The sequence below is a fragment of the Rhizobium fabae genome (assembly GCF_003985135.1).
Lineage (GTDB): Bacteria > Pseudomonadota > Alphaproteobacteria > Rhizobiales > Rhizobiaceae > Rhizobium > Rhizobium pisi.
The window spans coordinates 410827-429635 of the sequence record NZ_ML133647.1 but is presented as its reverse complement, the minus strand read 5'-3'; the positions used below and the strand labels follow the sequence as shown (position 1 = coordinate 429635).

Annotated in this window: 17 protein-coding genes and 1 pseudogene; 3 read left to right on the top strand and 15 right to left on the bottom strand. The window is 59.5% G+C overall.

Annotation, left to right across the window (positions count from 1 at the left end; translation table 11 throughout):
* Nucleotides 1–263: 263 nt before the first annotated feature.
* Nucleotides 264–482: a hypothetical protein gene (locus EFB14_RS07945; RefSeq protein ID WP_126824274.1), complete on the top strand. Its 219-nt coding sequence runs from the start codon at nucleotides 264–266 to the stop codon at nucleotides 480–482.
* Nucleotides 483–729: 247 nt separating this feature from the next.
* Here the strand turns inward: EFB14_RS07945 and EFB14_RS33345 are convergent.
* Both EFB14_RS33345 and EFB14_RS07935 read right to left on the bottom strand, forming a co-directional pair.
* Nucleotides 730–944 (bottom strand): annotated as a pseudogene (locus EFB14_RS33345) (Curdlan synthase); the annotation flags it as partial.
* Nucleotides 945–1038: 94 nt separating this feature from the next.
* Complete coding sequence (locus EFB14_RS07935; protein ID WP_126824271.1) at nucleotides 1039–1239, bottom strand: hypothetical protein; 201 nt, start codon at nucleotides 1237–1239, stop codon at nucleotides 1039–1041.
* A 644-nt stretch (nucleotides 1240–1883) separates the two neighbouring features.
* Here EFB14_RS07935 and EFB14_RS07930 point away from each other — a divergent pair.
* The gene (locus EFB14_RS07930) at nucleotides 1884–3026 is read left to right on the top strand and encodes an AraC family transcriptional regulator (protein WP_126824269.1); all 1143 of its coding nucleotides are present in this window, start codon (nucleotides 1884–1886) and stop codon (nucleotides 3024–3026) included.
* A 220-nt stretch (nucleotides 3027–3246) separates the two neighbouring features.
* Here EFB14_RS07930 and aspA read toward each other — a convergent pair whose 3' ends face one another.
* The 12 genes from aspA to EFB14_RS07870 all read right to left on the bottom strand — a co-directional run bounded on the left by aspA (nucleotide 3247) and on the right by EFB14_RS07870 (nucleotide 17374).
* Nucleotides 3247–4674: an aspartate ammonia-lyase gene (gene aspA / locus EFB14_RS07925; protein ID WP_126824266.1), complete on the bottom strand. Its 1428-nt coding sequence runs from the start codon at nucleotides 4672–4674 to the stop codon at nucleotides 3247–3249.
* A gap of 109 nt (nucleotides 4675–4783) precedes the next feature.
* A complete protein-coding gene (locus tag EFB14_RS07920) occupies nucleotides 4784–5878 on the bottom strand; it encodes an asparaginase (RefSeq protein WP_126824263.1) in 1095 nt (364 codons plus the stop codon).
* Nucleotides 5879–5952: 74 nt separating this feature from the next.
* Entirely contained in the window at nucleotides 5953–7425 is a 1473-nt protein-coding gene (locus EFB14_RS07915) for an amino acid permease (protein WP_126824260.1), read from the bottom strand.
* Nucleotides 7426–7587: 162 nt separating this feature from the next.
* Nucleotides 7588–8295 (bottom strand): FadR/GntR family transcriptional regulator, encoded by a 708-nt coding sequence (locus tag EFB14_RS07910; protein ID WP_126824257.1) that lies wholly within the window; start codon nucleotides 8293–8295, stop codon nucleotides 7588–7590.
* Nucleotides 8296–8348: 53 nt separating this feature from the next.
* The gene (locus tag EFB14_RS07905; RefSeq protein WP_126824254.1) at nucleotides 8349–9068 is read right to left on the bottom strand and encodes a FadR/GntR family transcriptional regulator; all 720 of its coding nucleotides are present in this window, start codon (nucleotides 9066–9068) and stop codon (nucleotides 8349–8351) included.
* Nucleotides 9069–9243: 175 nt separating this feature from the next.
* On the bottom strand, nucleotides 9244–10065 hold the full coding sequence (locus EFB14_RS07900) for a bifunctional allantoicase/(S)-ureidoglycine aminohydrolase (RefSeq protein WP_126824251.1): 822 nt from the start codon (nucleotides 10063–10065) through the stop codon (nucleotides 9244–9246).
* An 84-nt stretch (nucleotides 10066–10149) separates the two neighbouring features.
* Nucleotides 10150–11982, bottom strand: a complete 1833-nt coding sequence (locus EFB14_RS07895; RefSeq protein WP_126824248.1) for an ABC transporter ATP-binding protein — start codon at nucleotides 11980–11982, stop codon at nucleotides 10150–10152.
* A 21-nt stretch (nucleotides 11983–12003) separates the two neighbouring features.
* Nucleotides 12004–13200 carry an aminotransferase class V-fold PLP-dependent enzyme gene (locus EFB14_RS07890; protein ID WP_126824245.1) on the bottom strand — a complete coding sequence of 399 codons (1197 nt, stop codon included), beginning with the start codon at nucleotides 13198–13200 and terminating at the stop codon, nucleotides 12004–12006.
* Nucleotides 13201–13268: 68 nt separating this feature from the next.
* Nucleotides 13269–13781, bottom strand: a complete 513-nt coding sequence (locus EFB14_RS07885; RefSeq protein ID WP_126824242.1) for a RidA family protein — start codon at nucleotides 13779–13781, stop codon at nucleotides 13269–13271.
* Nucleotides 13782–13814: 33 nt separating this feature from the next.
* Nucleotides 13815–14684, bottom strand: a complete 870-nt coding sequence (locus EFB14_RS07880) for an ABC transporter permease (protein WP_126824239.1) — start codon at nucleotides 14682–14684, stop codon at nucleotides 13815–13817.
* Nucleotides 14684–15625, bottom strand: a complete 942-nt coding sequence (locus EFB14_RS07875) for an ABC transporter permease (protein ID WP_164737503.1) — start codon at nucleotides 15623–15625, stop codon at nucleotides 14684–14686. Before EFB14_RS07875 ends, EFB14_RS07880 begins: the two co-directional genes overlap by 1 nt.
* 222 nt (nucleotides 15626–15847) lie before the next feature.
* Nucleotides 15848–17374 carry an ABC transporter substrate-binding protein gene (locus EFB14_RS07870; protein WP_126824236.1) on the bottom strand — a complete coding sequence of 509 codons (1527 nt, stop codon included), beginning with the start codon at nucleotides 17372–17374 and terminating at the stop codon, nucleotides 15848–15850.
* Between the two features lie 229 nt (nucleotides 17375–17603).
* Here EFB14_RS07870 and EFB14_RS07865 point away from each other — a divergent pair, with 229 nt between their 5' ends.
* Nucleotides 17604–18188 carry a DUF1349 domain-containing protein gene (locus EFB14_RS07865; RefSeq protein ID WP_126824233.1) on the top strand — a complete coding sequence of 195 codons (585 nt, stop codon included), beginning with the start codon at nucleotides 17604–17606 and terminating at the stop codon, nucleotides 18186–18188.
* On the opposite strand, the gene EFB14_RS33940 is transcribed toward EFB14_RS07865, so the two are convergent.
* Nucleotides 18185–18409, bottom strand: a complete 225-nt coding sequence (locus EFB14_RS33940) for a MafI2 family immunity protein (protein WP_483475588.1) — start codon at nucleotides 18407–18409, stop codon at nucleotides 18185–18187. The genes EFB14_RS07865 and EFB14_RS33940 overlap by 4 nt on opposite strands.
* Between the last annotated feature and the right edge of the window lie 400 nt (nucleotides 18410–18809).

The window sequence follows — 18809 nt, the reverse complement described above, 5'->3', positions numbered from 1 at the left end:
GACATCTGCGATACAAGCCGCAACAGCGCGATTACCACAAGTCGCTTCCGCTTTTGGCAATTGTGCGGTAGCCTGTTTTTTCGTTTACATCGAGCGAAGATTTTTCGCCGCGACCCCAAAAGACGCCGAGGACGGAGAAGTTTCGACCGTCCCGAGTTTCGGAACAGTTTCCGCCAGCCGTGATACGGCAATAATGCGATGTGAACGGAACAATGATGCCTGCACTTGGGTTTCGAACCTTAGCGTTCAAAAGGAGGAGCATTATGCCTACGGTTGCTGCGACACCCATCACTCCGCCCGATCAGCATGTCGTAACCGCCCGCGAAGCCATCGAGCCGCTTTACGAAAAGCTCGAGCTTCAAACGGAGTCGCTCGTTCTCTCTGCAGCGCTGGAAGCAGGATGGTCTCCGGACGAGGCAACGGAAGCGCTGGCCGCGCTCAGACTGCAGGACGCACTTTCCATCCTCGGACCAACTATCTAGCCAATCCTTTCGAGAACAAATCGACGAGCTTCGACAAATCCGAGAGATCGGGTGGCAGTATCTTAAGATCGCGGTGCCGGCTTCGTCGATCTCCTCGTGTGCGGACGATCAATCCCGGTCGTGTACGACCAGACCAATAGTATGCCCATCGACCGGTGAACGCCCCTTGTCTGTGGTTCGATCCCCGTCAAGAGCGATCAATCGAGGCCAACTTCGTCAAAGACGCGACAAAGGCTCTTACGCGGGACTACAACGTGCACGTTCGCCCGAAAGTCCGCAACACAGATTGAGAGAGACGGCAACCTTGTCGATGTCGCGAATGTCTCGCGAATATTGACCGGTGTAGAGTTTTACAATCATGCTGTCGCGAGCAGAGCCGCTGAGTTCGAAATACAGGTGCAGGTAATAGTCTTGGTTGTCGCCGCTACGACTTATACTCCGCCGTCGTTGAGGGCCTAATTCCACGCGACCTTTTCTAGAGCGGTTCAGCTTTTCCCGGAAGCACAGAACCGCTCTCATCTTCTGTATTTGCGCAATTCCGGACGCCCGGATTGCCCTAATTCGGTCGAAGCCTTTTGGTCGCGATCAGCATCACGAGATCTTCGGAGGCATCGGCGAGCGCCAGTGCCAGTTCCGCAGCCTCCCATCCACGTTTCTGCAAACTAACGAGCATTTCCACCATCGCGACTTCGACTTCTCGTCTGCAGCTCGAAATCGGCTTCAATTCGATAACTTTCTCATCACATGCCGTAGTCATCTTAGCCTCCGTTCTGCCATATGAAAGGCAGCGTCCACAAATTCGACAATGGGTGGATATGATAGGGGTTGCGTGCAGGCCTCGGTCGTTACGCATCGACACAGATGGCCTCGGCTGCGCGCAACCCCTTGCGCGCCATTATTTGCCGATGTCCGGCCTCAGGAGCGTCTCGCATGAATTTTCACGACACAAGGTAAGCATTTTTCCTGACGCCAGAGGGCCTCTCGCAGAATAATTTCCGTTGCGGGCCGCGCTCGCGCAAAGAGCGCACGAATATTTCTCCGATAGTTCACGACCTATCCTCCTGTGTTTTCATGTTTTGTTTTGAATAAGTGTCGTTTTACGTTGCCGGCGCTTCGAAACTACATTGCACCAACAAATGAGGATTTTGGATTTTCCGAACTTCCTCAGGAATTAACGATTGCTCATTTAAATATATGAACAGCACGCAATTGTCGTTATCGCCGCATCCTGAAAATTATCGGTCCGTCCATTTCTGCTCGTCAGAGAATATGATAGGTAGCTTATGCACGTAGAGCTTTAGCCAATTCGGCTTTGTCGGATGGCTGTGCGGTTCAGCCGCGAAAACGATTGTTTGCTTCAGTTTCAACAGCCCGGATCGGCTTATGCGCTGGAGGAATTGGATGGTTACGGGTTCTGGAGATGACCCCGCTTCGGGAAAGGAATGGCCGACTCACCTCGAGCGGCGGCGCTGGCCGCGCGAACCGTCCCCCCAGAAAGAACATCGGGTGGACGTTGCACCGGCACTGGTCCCCTTGCGATTTTCGACGCACGACCTGCCACCGAAGGAACAGTTCCAGTCCTGGCGATCACATATGGCGCCGCTTGTGGATGTTCATCTGCCGGATGGAAAATCAGAAGGCGACGGTTTTCTTGCGGAACAGACCGGCTGGCATCTCGGCGAGATCCTCATCGTTCAGCAGCGCGCGCAGGCATGCAGCTATATTCGCGATCAGGCCATGCTGCGATCGAGCCCAATCGACCACTGGAACGTCGGCGTACTGCGCAGCGGTCGGGCCTGGACCGAGGCCAATCGGCATGTAACGGCGACCGGCCCGGGTGAGATATTTTTCAGGTCTCTTGGTTATCCTTACCGCGGGCGGATGACCGATTCAGCCGCTGTGCTCGTCTTCTTGCCATATGAACTGTTGACCCGTGATGCAGGTCTTCTGCAGAACGCCAACAATATCGCCCTGTCCGGTAGCCTGGCTGAATTGCTCGTCAGCTATATCAACGGCCTGGAAGCGAACCTGGGCAATTTGACGGTGGAGGAGGTGCCGCGGATCATACGGACGATCGGCGATATGGTCGTTGCATGCGCTGCATCGTCCACAAGTTTGGATCGCGGTCAGGAACAGACCAATATGGGGCTTATGGAGCGGGCGCATCGCTATATTCACCTCAATCTTCATTCAGATAGCTTGACGCCTGACGTCATGTGCCGTGCGCTGGGCATCTCGCGGACGCGACTCTATCAATTGTTCGAAACGAGCGGGGGCGTCTTCAACTACATTCGCAAACATCGATTGCTGCAGGCATATGCGGATCTTACTAACCCGACCGACAACAGGCCGATCTCGGAGATTGCCGAGGCCGCCGGCTTCGACGTTGCGGCCAATTTCACGCGCGCGTTCAGCCATGAATTCGGGCTCAGCCCGCGTGAAGTCCGAAAGACAATAGCAACTGAGCGCCCGGCCATCCCCGCGACACGTTCCATGCGACGTTTTGGGACAACGATCGGCGATTGGCTGACGCTCGCACGTTGATGTGGGAAAGCACCAAAAGCCGTTGATATTGCTGCATAGTTTTCAAAGAATTATGCAGCGACGTTTGCGTGACACTTTCAAGTTCCATAAGATAGATTACGCCACTTTACACTTATAACGTGTGCATATTACCCTTCAACACAACCATTTTTAGATCATCGTGCAAGACACGCTTATCGCATTCGGTCTGGATGAGCCCCGCCAGGTCACCCCGCGCGGGCTATGAGAACGTGAGCTTCTCGCTCGGCCGCGTGAGAGTTTCGGGACGCAGAACCGCATCCAGATGCTCCTTCTGCATCAGGCCCCGTTCGAGAAGGATTTCATATACACCCCGTCCCGAATGGTGCGCCTCCAACGCGACCTCGGTGGCGTTGCGATAGCCGATATAGGGGTTTAGCGCCGTCACGATGCCGATCGACTGCTTGACCGTTTGGCGCAGCCGGTCGCGGTTGGCGGTAATGCCTTGAATGCAATTCGCCTCGAGCGTCAGGCAGGCGTTGGTCAGGTGGCTCAAGCTGCGATAGAGGCTGTAGAAGATGATGGGCTCGAAGGCATTCAACTGAAGTTGGCCGGCCTCTGCGGCCATGGTGATCGTCACGTCATTGCCGATCACTTCGAAGGCGACCTGGTTGACGACCTCCGGGATCACGGGATTGACCTTGCCCGGCATGATCGAGGAGCCGGCCTGCCTTGCGGGCAAATTGATCTCGTTCAATCCGGCGCGCGGCCCCGAGGACAGAAGCCGCAGGTCGTTGCAGGTTTTGGACAGCTTGACCGCCACGCGCTTGAGAACGCCCGAAAGCTGGACGAATGCCCCGCAATCCTGCGTGGCTTCCACCAGATCCGGCGAGGTCACCAGATCGACGCCGACGATTTCCGACAGGCGCTCGCGGACCACAGCCGCATATCGAGGATGGGCCGTAATGCCGGTCCCGATGGCCGTCGCGCCGAGATTGATCTCGCGGATCAACGAGACCGCTTCGGAAAGGCGCGCTTCGTCTTCCGCAAGCATCAGCGCATAGGTTCCGAATTCCTGCCCCAGCGTCATCGGCACGGCATCCTGCAATTGGGTGCGGCCCATCTTGAGGACGTCGGAAAACTCGATCGCCTTGGCCTCGAACGACCGGCGTAGGATGCCCATGGCATCGACGAGACGATGAACGCCGATCCATGCGGCTAGCTTCAAAGCCGTCGGATAGACGTCGTTGGTGGATTGCGAGAGATTCACATGCTCGTTCGGATGTAGGTGTTGGTAGTCTCCTCGGCCATATCCCATGATTTCGAGCGCCCTGTTCGCAATCACCTCGTTGGCGTTCATGTTGGTCGAGGTACCGGCCCCGCCCTGGATCAGATCGACGACGAAGTGGTCGTGCAGTGCACCGTCGCGGATCTCGACGCAGGCCGCGATGATGGCGTCGGCTCGTTCCCCGTCCAGAAGGCCGAGGCTCGCATTGGCCTGGGCCGCCGCCTGCTTGATCGCAGCCAGGGATGCAATCAGGTCTGCCGATTCACGAAGGGTTTGACCGGTGATGGCAAAATTCTCGACCGCTCGCAGCGTATGCACGCCGTAATAGGCCGAGGCCGGCACCTCGCGATCGCCGATCAGGTCATGCTCGATGCGGATTTTTGTAATATCGGATGCGGTCATAGCGGGACCTTCGAGAAGAGGCGCTGCGGGCTGGAACTTGAGGCGGCAGGCCGGAGAGGATGATGTGTGGAGAGGCGGCAATTGCCGCCACCCGGGATGTCTGTTCAAGTCAGGGCCGCGAGACGAGGTTGGCCCCGTCCGGCGTGAATCCACGCAGCTTGAACGGAAAAGACACGCCGCCTGTCGTGACGCCCATCGTGTTCACGCGCGTAGGACGATGGAACGTCGCGAGCTGCCTGCGGATATCAGGCGAACCGATTCCAAGCTGCTCGAGGATTTCGGTCACAACGGCGTAGAGGATTTCGACGTTGCCATCCTCGACTTTAACCGAGATGCCGAGCGCACCATCCGCTGCCAATCGCCTGGTTTCATCCGAGGCTCGCACGCCGATCGCGTAGCTGGCATCGGCCCCGAGCTTGCCAATCATTGCGCCTTTGAATGCTTGCATGAGCACCGTGCAATAGCGCCCCTCGCCCGCGACCATCTCAGGATAACGTGCCATCGCATGGAAAATGCGAGCCAGCGCGGTGCTGCGCACCGACTGGTCTTCGCGCGCATCGTTCCCATCCGCAGCCGCAGCAAGCTTGGCATAGATGCGCGCCAGCCGATCCAATGGAAAAGCAGGGGTCGGAAGATTGCATCCGTCGATCCCCCATTTGACGTCCCGTGCTTCCAAATCGCAGAGCTCGGCAATCGTACGCTTGACCACCACCTGCATCGGATGATCCGGCAGGTGGTAGCCTTCCACGCCTGCTCCGATCGCGCGGGATCCGGCAATCATCCCGACGTGTTTTCCCGAACAATTGCTGCAAACCGCCGTTGGCGTGTAATCCTGCTTGATCCAGGAACGGTTCACCGTTTCGGACAGGGAAGGATGGCCGCCGCAACGAAGATCGGCCTCCTCGGCCCGAACCTTCGACAGCATGGTCCGTGTTCGCTCGATATGCCGCTCTTCGCTGCTGTGGGAAGCGCACATCAGCGCAAGGTCGGCATCGTCGAACCCGTAACGCTCGAAACCATGCGTTTCCAGAATGGCAAGCGCCTGGGCCGGTTTTGCCGCAGACCGGGCAAGTGTCATGCGTGTCGGATTTCCCAGTGCATAACGCAGGCTGCCTTTTGCATCGACAACGGCCACGTGGACGCGGTGACTGTTCTCGACGATCCCGCCACGGTCGGTAACGACGACATCCTCATTCGAGGTCATTTCTCTCTCCATTCATGCCGCGCCATGCACCAGCCCGGCGGCGAGCTTCGCCGCCGGGGCAATGCTTGCTCACATCAAGCCAAATCGAAACCGTCGCGATCTTGGCCCTGTTCGGCCGCGATCATGTGGATGCGCTCCCGCATGAAAAGCCAACCGAGCACCAGCGCCGGAATGATCAGGACCAGAGAGGCAACGGTGTAGGTGCCGACGGGATAATCGAGGGCCATCAGGACCACGACGACCGCAAGGAACCCCAGCGTCAGCACGCCGGTGTAAGGAGCGCCAAACATCCGGAATTCAGGGCGCGCCAGTTTGCCCTGACGCGACAGTTTCCACAGCTTGAGCTGGCACAGGACAATCACCCCCCACGCTGCGATAATGCCGAGGGCGGCGACATTCAGCCCAATTTCGAAAGCCTCCGCCGGAACCAAAGCATTCAGCACGACGCCGAATGCGGTCACGACCGCCGTCACCGCAATGCCCCCATAGGGCACGCCGGACCTGTTCATCTTCGCCAGCGCGGCCGGAGCCGATCCTGAAATCGCCATGGAATGGAGGATACGGCCCGTCGAATAGAGGCCCGCATTGAGCGACGACATAACGGCGGTCAGTACGACGAGATTCATGACGACGTCGGCGCCATGGATGCCGATCTTGCCGAAGAAAGTCACGAACGGGCTCTCGCCACCCTTGTAGGCGGTATAAGGCAGCAGCAGCGACAGCAGCAGGACCGAGCCGACATAGAAGACCACCAGACGGAGCACGACGGTCCGGATCGCGCGGGGCATGACCTTGCGTGCATTTTCGGTTTCGCCTGCAGCAGTGCCGATCAGCTCGATGGAGGCATAGGCAAACACCACGCCCTGTATCACCACCAGTGCCGGCAGGATTCCGTTCGGGAACATGCCGCCGAAGTCGGTTATCGTATTCAGGCCCGGAACGTGACCGTCGATCGGCGTGCCAGATACCACGAAGTAAACGCCCACGATCAGGAAGACGACCAGGGCGAGAACCTTGATGAGACTGAACCAGAATTCCAATTCGCCGAAAACCTTCACCGACAAAAGGTTCATGGCGAGAACGATGATCAGCGCTGCCAGCGCAAATACCCACTGATCGATCATGGCGATCCACGGGACATAGGCCTTGAAGAAATTCATGTAGAGGGCGACGGCGGTGACGTCGGCGACCGCAGTCATCGCCCAGGTCAGCCAATACAGCCAGCCGACCGCAAATGCGAGCTTTTCGCCATAAAATTCACGGGCGTAGGACACGAACGAGCCCGAGGTCGGGCGATGCACGATGAGTTCGCCCAGAGCCCGCAGAACGAGAAATGCAAAAAAGCCGCACAGCGCATAAACCAGCACAAGCGCCGGACCAGCGGCAGCAAGCCGGCCGCCCGCACCAAGAAACAGCCCTGTGCCGATCGCTCCGCCGATGGCGATCATCTGGATCTGCCGCGGTTTCAGCGCTTTTTTGTAACCGAGATCTTCCTCGGCGAAAACCTGGCCATCGGCCTCGGTTCTGGTGGATTCCATCACTGTCATTTCTCCTCCCTATCCACGGTTCGGCAACCTCCAGGCCCCCCGTCCGCGCAGATTTCTGTAAAGATGCTAATCTGCCATGCGGTCTGACAGGTTAGCGTTTAAATTGAATAATACGATCCCGTCAAGGATTTTTCGCTCGTTTGTGGCAGATAGATCGCCGGCTTAGCGCGGCTCGGAGCCGATGATGCGGCCTAGCGCCGCCTCGACTTTTCTCAGATGAATTTCCATCGCAAGCTGAGCCTCGACCTCCGACCCTCTGCGGATGGCTTCGATGATCGCCCGATGTTCCTCGTTCGACTCCTGACGCCGCGGCCCCAAAATCGTCAGCAGCCCGGATTGCTGGGCCATCGCCTCGCGGACGTCATCGATGATATCGCAGAAGACAGCATTCTTGGATGCCTCGGCGATCAGCCCATGAAAATCCGAATCCAGCTGCACCCAGATCTCGGTATTTTCTTCCTGCTCCATCCGGTCGCAAAGTGCCAGCAACCGGGACAGATCATCATCGCTTCGACGCAGAGCCGCCCAACCGGCGGCGGATACCTCAACGAAGGCGCGCGCCTCCATCAGATCACGCGCCGAATAATTGCCGTAGCGAATATCTCTGTTGCCGCTGTCGGCGAGCACGTAGGTCCCGCTCCCGGTCCGCGTCTCCGTCAATCCCAAAATCTGCAGCGAGCGCAGCGCTTCCCGCACGATCGGACGGCTCACTCCGTATTTTCCCGCCAGCTTGGCTTCCGACGGAAGCTTGGAGCCAGCAGCGAACCGGCCGGAAAGAATGAGATTGCGCAGCTCCTCGAAGACCAGTTCCGAGGCGCTTTTGCGACTGAGGATCGCGGGGTCTGAAAGCCAGCTTTCTAGATCGTTCATCGCTTCGCATTCAATCGGCAGCGCGCCCAGACATCCAGGCGCAAAATTAGAGATTATACCTTAAGTGGAGTTCGCTTTTCATCGCCAGTCCCGATGATGGACCGCTTCACCTCGAGCAGGTGCTCTGCCATGGCGCCACGCGCATCCCCTTCCCTGCTTGCGGCAATTGCCTCCAGTATTCGGCGATGCTCCGCATTGGACGCTTTCCGCCGTCCGCGAACATGCTCCACGAGTTCCGATTGCGTCGAGAGTGCACCGCGAACACCGGCAACGACTTTCCGGAAGATCGCATTGCCCGAAGCTTCCGCGATTTCTCCATGAAACTCAGCGTCCATCCGCACCCATTTCTGGACATCCTCCTCATCGTCCATCCGGTCGCACAAGGACCTCAGGGAGGCCAGTTGCTCGTTGGAGCGACGCAATGCCGCCCAGCCCGCAGCCGGTATCTCGATGCAGGGACGCGCTTCCATGAGATCGCGAGCGGAATATGCCCCTCCGCCGAGTTGCCGCGCCGGGCTCTCCGAAACGATGAAGGTGCCCCGACCGGTTCTGGTTTGCGTGAACCCCAGCGTCTGCAGCGAGCGAAGCGCTTCACGCACGATAGCCCGGCTGATGCCGTAGCGTTCGGCCAGTTGCACCTCGGAGGGAAGCCGGGTACCGAGAGTCAGTTTATGATCCACAATGGCCGTGCGGATATCTTCGAAGACCGCTTCGGCAGCGTTTCTTCGGCCTATCTCTTTCTTCTCCGACAGCCATGAATCCATATCCCGCATCGAACGACGATGCGTGCAATCGCTAGAGGTGTCAAGCAACCGGACAGGTTCGCCGAAAATGCGCAGACCGCATTCCGGCTCGCCTCAAGCGCCTGTTATACCTTGTGAAAGGATCGATTGGCCGAGAGCCTCGCCGCCTTCCGGCGCGCAAGCTTGCACCGGCTCGCGAGGCCGCCTACCAGAGCGTCATGTGGCGGTTGACATCCTTGTAGAGCAGGTAGCGGAACCGGCCGGGGCCGCCGGCGTAACATGCCTGCGGGCAGAAGGCGCGCAGCCACATGAAGTCGCCGGCCTCAACCTCGACCCAATCCTGGTTCAGGCGGTAGACGGCCTTGCCCTCCAGCACATAGAGACCATGCTCCATGACATGGGTTTCCATGAAGGGGATCACCGCGCCCGGCTCCAGGGTCACGATGGTGACATGCATATCGTAGCGAACGTCGGCGGGATCGATGAAGCGCGTCGTCCCCCAGCCCCCGTCGGTGTCGGGCATTGCCGCCATGGGATGATCGTCCTCATGCGTGAAGATCGCCGGTGGCGGCTCCAGCCCCTCGACCTCCTGAAACGCCTTTCTGATCCAGTGGAATATCGCCGCGGTCGAACCATCGTTTTTCAGGCGCCAGACTGAACCGGCCGGAAGATAGGCGAAGGAACCGGCGCGCAGCGCGTGGCTGACGCCATCGAGCTCCACCGTCATGCCGCCCTCGACGACGAACAGCACCGCTTCGGCCCGCTTGTCGGACTCCGGCCGATCGCTTCCGCCACCCGGCTGAACTTCCATAACATATTGCGAGAAGGTCTCGGAAAAGCCGGAGAGCGGACGGGAGAGAACCCATGCCCGTGTCCCCGTCCAGTGAGGCAGAACGCTGCTGACGATATCGGTCAGGACGCCGCGCGGGATGACCGCGTAGGCGGTGGTGAAAACGGCCTTGCTTGAAAGCAGCTGGGTCTGCGGCGGCAATCCGCCGAGCTTCGAATAATAATCGCTGTTGTTCATCGGTGCAGATTCCGGGCATTTGGCTATGCCTCTGCTTTATGCGCCGCCGGCCCGTTAGGCAACTCCCATTGGACGGTGCAGGGGCTAGCGATCCGCCATCACCAGATGGCCCGGACCGACCTCGCGATACGAAACGGCAGGAGGCTGATAATCGACTGATCGCATTGGGCTCTTGATCTCGTCGTTCGCCACCATCCGTTTTTCGTGGCGACGGTCGGGATCGGGCACCGGCACGGCCGAAATCAGCTTCTTCGTGTAGGGGTGCTGCGGATTTTCAAAGACGGCGGCACGCGGGCCGATCTCGACGATCTCGCCGAGATACATCACCGCCACCCGGTGGCTGACGCGTTCGACGACCGCCATATCATGCGAGATGAACAGGAAGGCGAGATTGAGGCTCTGCTGCAGGTCGAGCATCAGGTTGATGACCTGCGCCTTGATCGAAACGTCGAGCGCCGAGACACTTTCATCGGCGACGATGACCTTCGGCTGCAAGGCCAGCGCCCGGGCAATGCAGATGCGCTGCCGCTGGCCGCCGGAAAATTCATGCGGGTAACGCGAAGCCATGTCAGGCGACAGGCCGACCTTCACCAGCAGGTCGTCCACGACCTCCCTCGCCTCTCTCGCATTGCCCATCCTGTGCTCGAGATAGGGTTCGCCAATCGCAGCACCAACCGTCATGCGCGGATTGAGGCTGGCAAACGGATCCTGAAAGATCATCTGCACGGATTTGCGCATCTCGCGCAGATCCTTCCTGTCAAGGCTGAGCACCTCCCTGCCCTCGACGAGAACGGAGCCGGACTGCGGTTCGATCAGACGCGTGATGGCGCGGCCGGTCGTCGATTTGCCGCAGCCGGACTCGCCGACGAGCGACAGCGTCTCGCCGGCATGAAGATCGAAGGAGACATTTTCGACCGCGTGCACCCGGCTGGTCAGCCGGTTGAAGAGGCCGGAATGAATATCGAAGCGCTTGGTGAGGTTCTTCACCTCAAGCACAGGCTTTGCCGCCACCGTATCGGCCGCCTCGGCCGGAACGTCCGATTCACCCGTCGCCGTATTGACCACGGGAAAACGCAGCGGCCTTTGCCGGCCCTGCATCGAGCCGAGCACCGGCACGGCTGAAAGCAGCGCTCTCGTATAGGGATGTTTGCCGCGGTGGAAAATATCAGCGGTGGCGCCGCTTTCAACCTGTTCGCCGCGATACATCACCACCGTCCTGTCGGCGATCTCGGCGACGACGCCCATGTCGTGGGTGATGAAGAGAACTGATGTTCCCTCCTCGTCCTGCAGCATCTTGATGAGATCGAGGATCTGGCCCTGGATCGTCACGTCGAGCGCCGTCGTTGGCTCGTCGGCGATCAACAGTTTCGGCCGGCTGGCGAGTGCCATGGCGATCATAACCCGCTGGCGCATGCCGCCGGAGAAGCGATGCGGATATTCGTCGAAGCGCGAAGCGGCCGAGGGGATGCGGACCTTTTCCAGGAGCCTTATCGTCTCGGCTTTCGCATCCGCTCTGCTCATATCGGAATGGCAGAGCAGCGCTTCTGAAATCTGGTCGCCGATGGTGAAGAGCGGGTTGAGCGATGTCATCGGCTCCTGGAAGATCATCGCCACTTCGTTGCCGCGCACCCGCCGCATGGCAGGTTCGGGCAAGGCCAGAAGATCGCGTCCGCCGAGCATGACGCGGCCCTCGATGCGGCTCGTGTCCGCCTGCAGCAGCCGCATGATCGAGAGGGACGTGACGCTCTTGCCCGAGCCGGATTCACCGACGATCGCCACCGTTTCAGCCGGCGCGACGGTGAAGGAAACATCGCGCACAACAGGTTTCCAGGCCCCGTCGACCAGAAAAGACGTCGTCAGCCTGTCGACGGAAAGAACGGCTGGTGTCTCAATCGGTTGCGCCTGGACGCTGGCCATATTGTTTCCTCTTCCGACGGTTTAATCAGGCCAGCGCAAGAGCCCGTCGAAGCGGTGCCGGCTGCGGTTTTCGATGGGTGTCGCGATGATCTCGTTGGAGGCGCGGGCCTTGTCGAGTTCCTCGCCAAGGCGGTTTGCGACGATCTCTTCCTGGCCCGGATGCAGGTTACAGGGGTCGAGATAGAAATAGCGGTGCTCCACCTCATGGTCGCGCACGATGATCGGCGGGCTGCCCTTCGCCAGCGCATCCGCCAGATCCCAGGCGGTGATATGCGCCTGCTCGGGATCGATGATGAGGCGCAGCCGATCGAGCGGATTGCCTGTGGGATCGGGCTCGATCAGCGCGGTGACGCCGGGACGGCCGTCAAGCGTTCGCTTCCAAAGATTGAGATAGCTGGTCTCGCGTTCGCGAATGCCGGCGTGGTCGCGTTTTTCCCAGGCTTCGAGTGCGGCCATAACGCCAAAGATGCTCTCCTTGCCGACCTTCATGCCCCGGCCGATGCCCATATTCTGCAGGAAGGCATGACGCACCAGTTCCTTCCTGCCCGCGACGATGCCCGAGGTCGGGCCGCCGAGGAATTTATGGCCGGAATAGAGCGCGATATCGGCCCCCTGCTCCAGGAAGATCCCGAGATCGTATTCCGAGGCCGCATCGACGATGACGGGCACGCCTCTCGCATGGGCGATCTCGACGAACTCCTTGAGGTTCAACAGGCCGTAATCGACGACATGGTGGGAGACGACATAGACGGCGGCGGCGGTCTTGTCGGTGATGGCGTTTTCCATGTGGAAGCGATGGGTCGAGGTCGCCTGGCCGATCAGCACGACCTTGCCGCCGGCAAGCCGGATCGCCTGGTCGACGGGTGCGCCGTAGCTCACCACATGGCCCATCTGCACCAGCACCTCGTTCTTCTCGGATGTCGTGTCCGGCAACTTTTCGATCGCCAGCAGATTGTCGCCGGTGATGGCGCCGGCGACGGCGAGCGAAATGCCGGCCGAGCAGGAGGCGGTGACGAAACCCGCCTCGCCGCCAGTCAGCCGGGCGATGATGGCGCTTGCCTTGCGCTGCAAATCGTTGATCTCGACGAAGTGCGGCAGGATCGATGCCATCGCGCTGGCCGCTTCGGGCACCCCGATCGAGGCGCCGAGGCTCGTCATCGTGCCCGATACGTTGATGACGGGACGAAGGCCGATCGATGGTCTTATATCAGTGGGCATGAAGTTCTCCAGAATTCTGGCTCGGGAAGAGGATAAGTGGAGCGCTGCTCAAAATATGAAAGTTCTCGTCAGCCGTGCAAGGCGACGATCGCCTCGATCTCGACGGTGATGTTGCCGGGCAGCGAGCCGAAGCCGACCGCCGAGCGGGCATGTTCGCCGGCCGGACCGAAAACTTCGATCAACAGGTCCGAGCAGCCGTTGATGACGCTTGGATGATCCTCGAAATCGGGCACGGCATTGACCATGCCGAGCAGCTTGACCACTCGCTTGACCCGGGAGAGATCGCCGAGCGCGTCGTGCATGACCGACAGCAGGTTGATGCCTGTCAGCCGCGCATGGCCGTAGGCCTGCTCGATGCCGACGCCACCCGCGCCGACCTTGCCGGCATGCAGGAAGCCGTCGGCCTCGCGCGGGCCCTGGCCGGAGAGATAGAGCATGTTGCCCTCAAGCACATGCGTCACGAAATTGGCGATCGGCGGCGGCGGCGGTGGAAGCTCGATGCCGAGCGCGGCAAGCCGTTCATAAGGCGAGTTCTCAACCGTGCCTGCGGCGGGAAACTGATTCACGCTAACTCCTGTCATGCGAATTCGATTGGCCGACATTTCGTCGGCGGATTAAAGGTCCTTGCGAAGTCTTGGATCGAGCATATCCCTGAGGCCGTCGCCGACCATCTGCAGCGACAGCACCGAGAGAATGATCGCGACGCCGGGAAATAGCGTCATCCAGTCGGCCTGGCCGATATATTGCCGGCCGGCGGCGATCATCGTTCCCCAGGTCGGGATTTCAGGGCTGACGCCGAGGCCGAGGAAAGACAGGCCGGCTTCGGCAAGCATGGCGCTGGCGAAAAGGAACGTCGCCTGCACCAGGATCGGCGATAGCAGATTGCGCAGCACATGCCGTGTCATGATGTGGAAGGTCGAAATCCCGAGCGCCCTCGCCGCCTCGACATAGGGAAGCTCGCGAATAACAAGTGTCGAAGCGCGGACGATGCGGGCAAGGCGCGGCGCATAGACGATCGACAGCGCGATGATGACGGTCGTCAAGGATGGGCCGAGGGCTGCGACGAGCGCGATCGCCAGCAGAATATCCGGGAATGCCATCATCGCGTCGATCAGCCGGGCGATCGGCGTGTCGAGCTTCCGGAAAAAACCGGCAAGCAGGCCGAGCGTCACGCCGATCACAGCTGACAGGGTCACGACCGCAGCACCGACCAGCAGCGACAGACGGCCGGCAAAGATCGTGCGTGAAAAGACGTCGCGGCCGAACTCATCCGTGCCGAAGAAGAAGATGCCGCTCGGCGGCTTCAGCCGGTTGACGATCGAAAGCTTGGACGGCGAATAGGGCGCGACGACAGGCGCAAAGACCGCCAGAAGCACGAAGATCACCAGGATCAGCAACCCGCAGGCGACCGTCTTGCGCTTGAGCAGGCGCCGGACGAACTTGCCGCCCTCGCGTTCGATGGGCTTGATCGCAATATCGGCCATCAGTAGCGCACCCTCGGATCGATCAACAGATAGAGCATGTCGATCGCAAAATTGATCAACACATAGAGCGCGGCGATGACGAGCAGGGCCCCCTGGATGACAGGGTAATCGCGGCGCAGAACCGCCGAGACGACGAGATTGCCGACACCCGGCAGGCCGAAGACGGTCTCGGTGACGACCGCGCCCGAAATCAGCACCGCCGCCGTCAGGCCGATCACCGTCAGGATCGGGATCAGCGCATTCTTCAGCGCGTGTTTGAGGATCACCCGGCGCTCGGCCAGCCCCTTGGCGCGCGCTGTGCGGATATAATCGTCGCCGAGCACATCGAGCATCGAAGCGCGGGTAAAACGCAGGATCAGCGCGGAGGAAACGATGCCGAGCGCAAAGGCCGGCAGCGTCAGGTGATAGATGCGCTCGAAGAAGGTCGAGCCGGGACCGCCATAACCTGAGACCGGGAAGAGATTGAGCCTGACGGCGAAGAACTGAATCAGGATGAGGCCGAGCCAGAAGCTCGGGATGCTGGCGGCGAACATGGCGAGCGTCGTTGCCGCCTGGTCGACGAAGGAACCACGGCGATAGGCGGCATAGATGCCGATCGGCAAGGCGATGATGCTGGCGATGGCAAGCGAGAACAGCGTCAGGAAGAAGGTCGGTTCGGCGCGGTCGAAGAGGGCCGAGGTGACAGGCATGTTGAGAAAGATCGACTGGCCGAGGTCGCCCTTCAGCAACTGGCCGATATAATAGACATACTGCAGGCCGAGCGACTGATCGAGACCGAGCCGGGATCTGAGATCGGCAATATCCTGCGGCGTCGCATCCGGCCCGAGCATGACGGCGGCCGGATCTCCAGGCGTCACGCGCACGATGACGAAGGCGATCGTGACGACGAGAAACATCACGACGATCATGCCGAACAGGCGCTGGAGGATGTAGCGTATCATCCGAACCTTGCTCCTGCGCTTGGTCCGTGTCCGTGTCGTAGCGGAATCCGCCGCCCTCCTTCATCCCTGTGCTTGTCAGAGGGATCCAGCCACGGCGCGTCGGCGCCGTGATTGACTCTTATTCGGTCAAGAGGTCCTCCGCGCCCAAGGACTTGGGCGCGCTGGATTCCTGTGACAAGCACAGGAATGAGGGAGCAAGCGGTGGCCACCAAAGTCACTCCATCACTTCTTGATCGAAGCATTCCAGAAATATGGCCAGGGAGCAGGATCGACGCCTTCGAGCTTGACCGATTTCGCCGAGACGGCATTGAAATCGCCGATCTTCATGAAGGGTGCGTCGGCATAGATGGCCTTCTGAACATCGGCCCAGAGCGCCACGCGCTTCTTCGGATCGACTTCCGAGGTAAAGGCATCGACGGCGGCCTTGCGGGCTGGCGTATCCCACCAGCCGGGCGAGCTGGTCGAGAGCGAGCCGATGAGAGCCGGCTCCGGCAGGAAGGGGCTATGGGTGATGTAGATATCCCAGAGCTTCGGATCGGTGCGGCGCTGCGTCAGCGTCGCCCAGTCCACGACCTGCATATCGACGGTGAAGCCCGCAAGTTTCAGATATTCGGCGGCAACCTGCGCCATCTTGTAGTGGAACTCATACTGGCGGCTAGTCAGGATGCGGATCGGCTCGCCATTGTACCCGGCCTTCTTGGCGGCAGAGGCCGCCCCTTCCGGATCAGCGACGTTGTAGGCGCCTTCGACGCCGGCATCCGTATTCCAAGCAAAGGTCTTCGGATAGATGGCGCCATCGAGCGCGTAGAAATCCGTGCCGCCGAAGGCAGCGGCCAGCATGTCTTCCATGCTGAGCGCCTGGCGGATCGCCTTGCGGACCTCGACATTGCTAGCAGCACCTTCCTTCGTGTTGAAGACGAAGACTGGATAACCGAAGGGCTTCAGCATGACCGGCTGCGAGGCGGTCGAAGCCTTCAGCTTGTCGTACGATTCCACAGGGATCGAATCGACATAATCATACTGGCCGGAAACGGCGGCTTCGACACGGGTATTCGGGTCCGGCACCGGCACGAAGCGGATCTCATCAAGATACTGATGGCGGGCACCGCCGTAACCATTGCTGTCGCCCTCGCGTGACTTATAGCCATCAAAGCGGACGAGCTGGATATACTGGTCGGCCTTGCGCTCCTTCAGCATGTAGGGACCGGTGCCGATGAATTCCTTCATCGGCTCGTCCTGCTTTTCGGAGGGGATGATGATCGCGGCCGAATTGTTGAAGGCGAGCAGCGAGGTCAGCGGCGCATAGGGCTGCTTCAGCGTGATCGTAACGGTCGCCGGATCGGCGGCGGTGATCTTGTCGATGAAGCCGGCCACCTGCTTGCCGCGCGAAGCGATCTTCATCCAGCGGGTGAGCGAAGCGACGACATCCTCAGATGTCATATCGCTGTTGTCGTGGAACTTGATGCCGGTCCTGAGCTTGATCGTATAGGTTTTGCCGTCTGCGCTGATCTCGGGCAGGCTCTCGGCCAGAAGCGGCGTGACGTTCCAGCTCTTGTCGAAGGTGTAGAGCGTTTCGAAAATGTGCTGTGTGACGATGCCGACGAGATCTGCTGTCGACGACATCGGATCGAGCGTCGGCGGTTCGCCGATCGTCGCGACGTTGATGACACCGCCTTTTTCCTGGGCAAGCAAGGTCGAAGGCAGGGCGACAAGCGCGGTGCCGAGCAGGAATGCGACCAATGTTTTCATATGAGGCTCCCCGTTAAGTTCCACAATTATGTAATTCATATTTTTGTAAGAGAATATGAGATGGAGCAATCGTGTCAAGCCGAAGCCGCGGATTATGTCATCGCGCCGATATCGGCAGATCGCAAAGAGCGCGGCATCTCCGGCTGCGACTGGCCGCCCGCGCGAAGGTTGCGCATTATGCCCAAGCGAAGAATCGTCAGCGCCGGAGCTTCAATAAAGGGAGGATGGAATGAGCATCGATTTCAACGACGGAACATGGCTGAACGAGCCAGCCAACTGGCGCGCCGACGAAACCGGCCTGACGATGACGACAGGCGAAAAGACCGATTTCTGGCGGGAAACCTATTACGGCTTCACCCGCGACAGCGGCCACTTCCTCGCCTTTCCCACCGGCGACAGCTTCACCGCCCAGATCCGCATCCAGGGCGAATTCCGCACCCTCTATGACCAGGCCGGCCTGATCGTGCGCATCGACGAGAGACGCTGGGTAAAGACAGGCGTCGAATTCACCGACGGCGAACCCCTCCTCAGCACCGTCGTCACCGACGGCAGGTCCGACTGGTCCGTGGCACAGCCGTTCAGGGAATTAGAGGATTTCCGCATCCGTGCGACGGTCGCAAACGGCGCGATGCGCATCCAGGCTTCCCGCGATGGGCGCCGCTGGCCGCTGCTGCGATTAGCGCCCTTCCCTGCAGCAGAGCACTACGAGGTGGGGCCGGCTGCCTGCACACCGGAGCGTAGCGGGTTGCGGGTGCGGTTTTCGGAGTTTTCGGTTGGGGCGGCGATTACGACGGGGCTGCATGATTTGAGTTAAGGTATTTCGATATCGTATTCTCGACGACAATATACAAATCCTGACAATGGATCCAAGTCTTTGAAGGGCTGAGTTGCGCAGAAGCATTCTAAATTAATACGCTCTATTAGTGCCGATCCGGCGGAGGCATAGATGTTTGTAGATAATACTTCCATGCTCTCTACGTCAAACTCGGCTGGCTCGCGCTCTAAGTAGTATCTTATGAGAAGAGGTTTCGCCAAATACTTAGGATTAGCCAGTCTGGGAGTTTGTCCACAGGTATCCTCCAAGCGTTATGGGGTTTGAAGACGATGTGCGCGCCGCTTTTACCCGAATGAATGCTGCCAAATTGAGTGGACGAACCCGAAGCACCATGAACCAATTGGTCTTCCAAAATCAACGATTGGCTGCCCACATCAAATAGGTTCCTTGGAGATGAGATCCTGCCGCCGTCACGACTCCTCGAATGGAATCGGCCACAAATTTCGCTGTCCTGTTAAAACTGAATGGCGAAACCCATGAGACGACACGCAACTTACGCGGGGCTGCTCACGTACTCTCTTGCATTGAAAATGCATAAACACAAACGTATAGGATGAATAATTTATCACTATACAGGCGCAGAAGAAGTCTGCTCGAAGA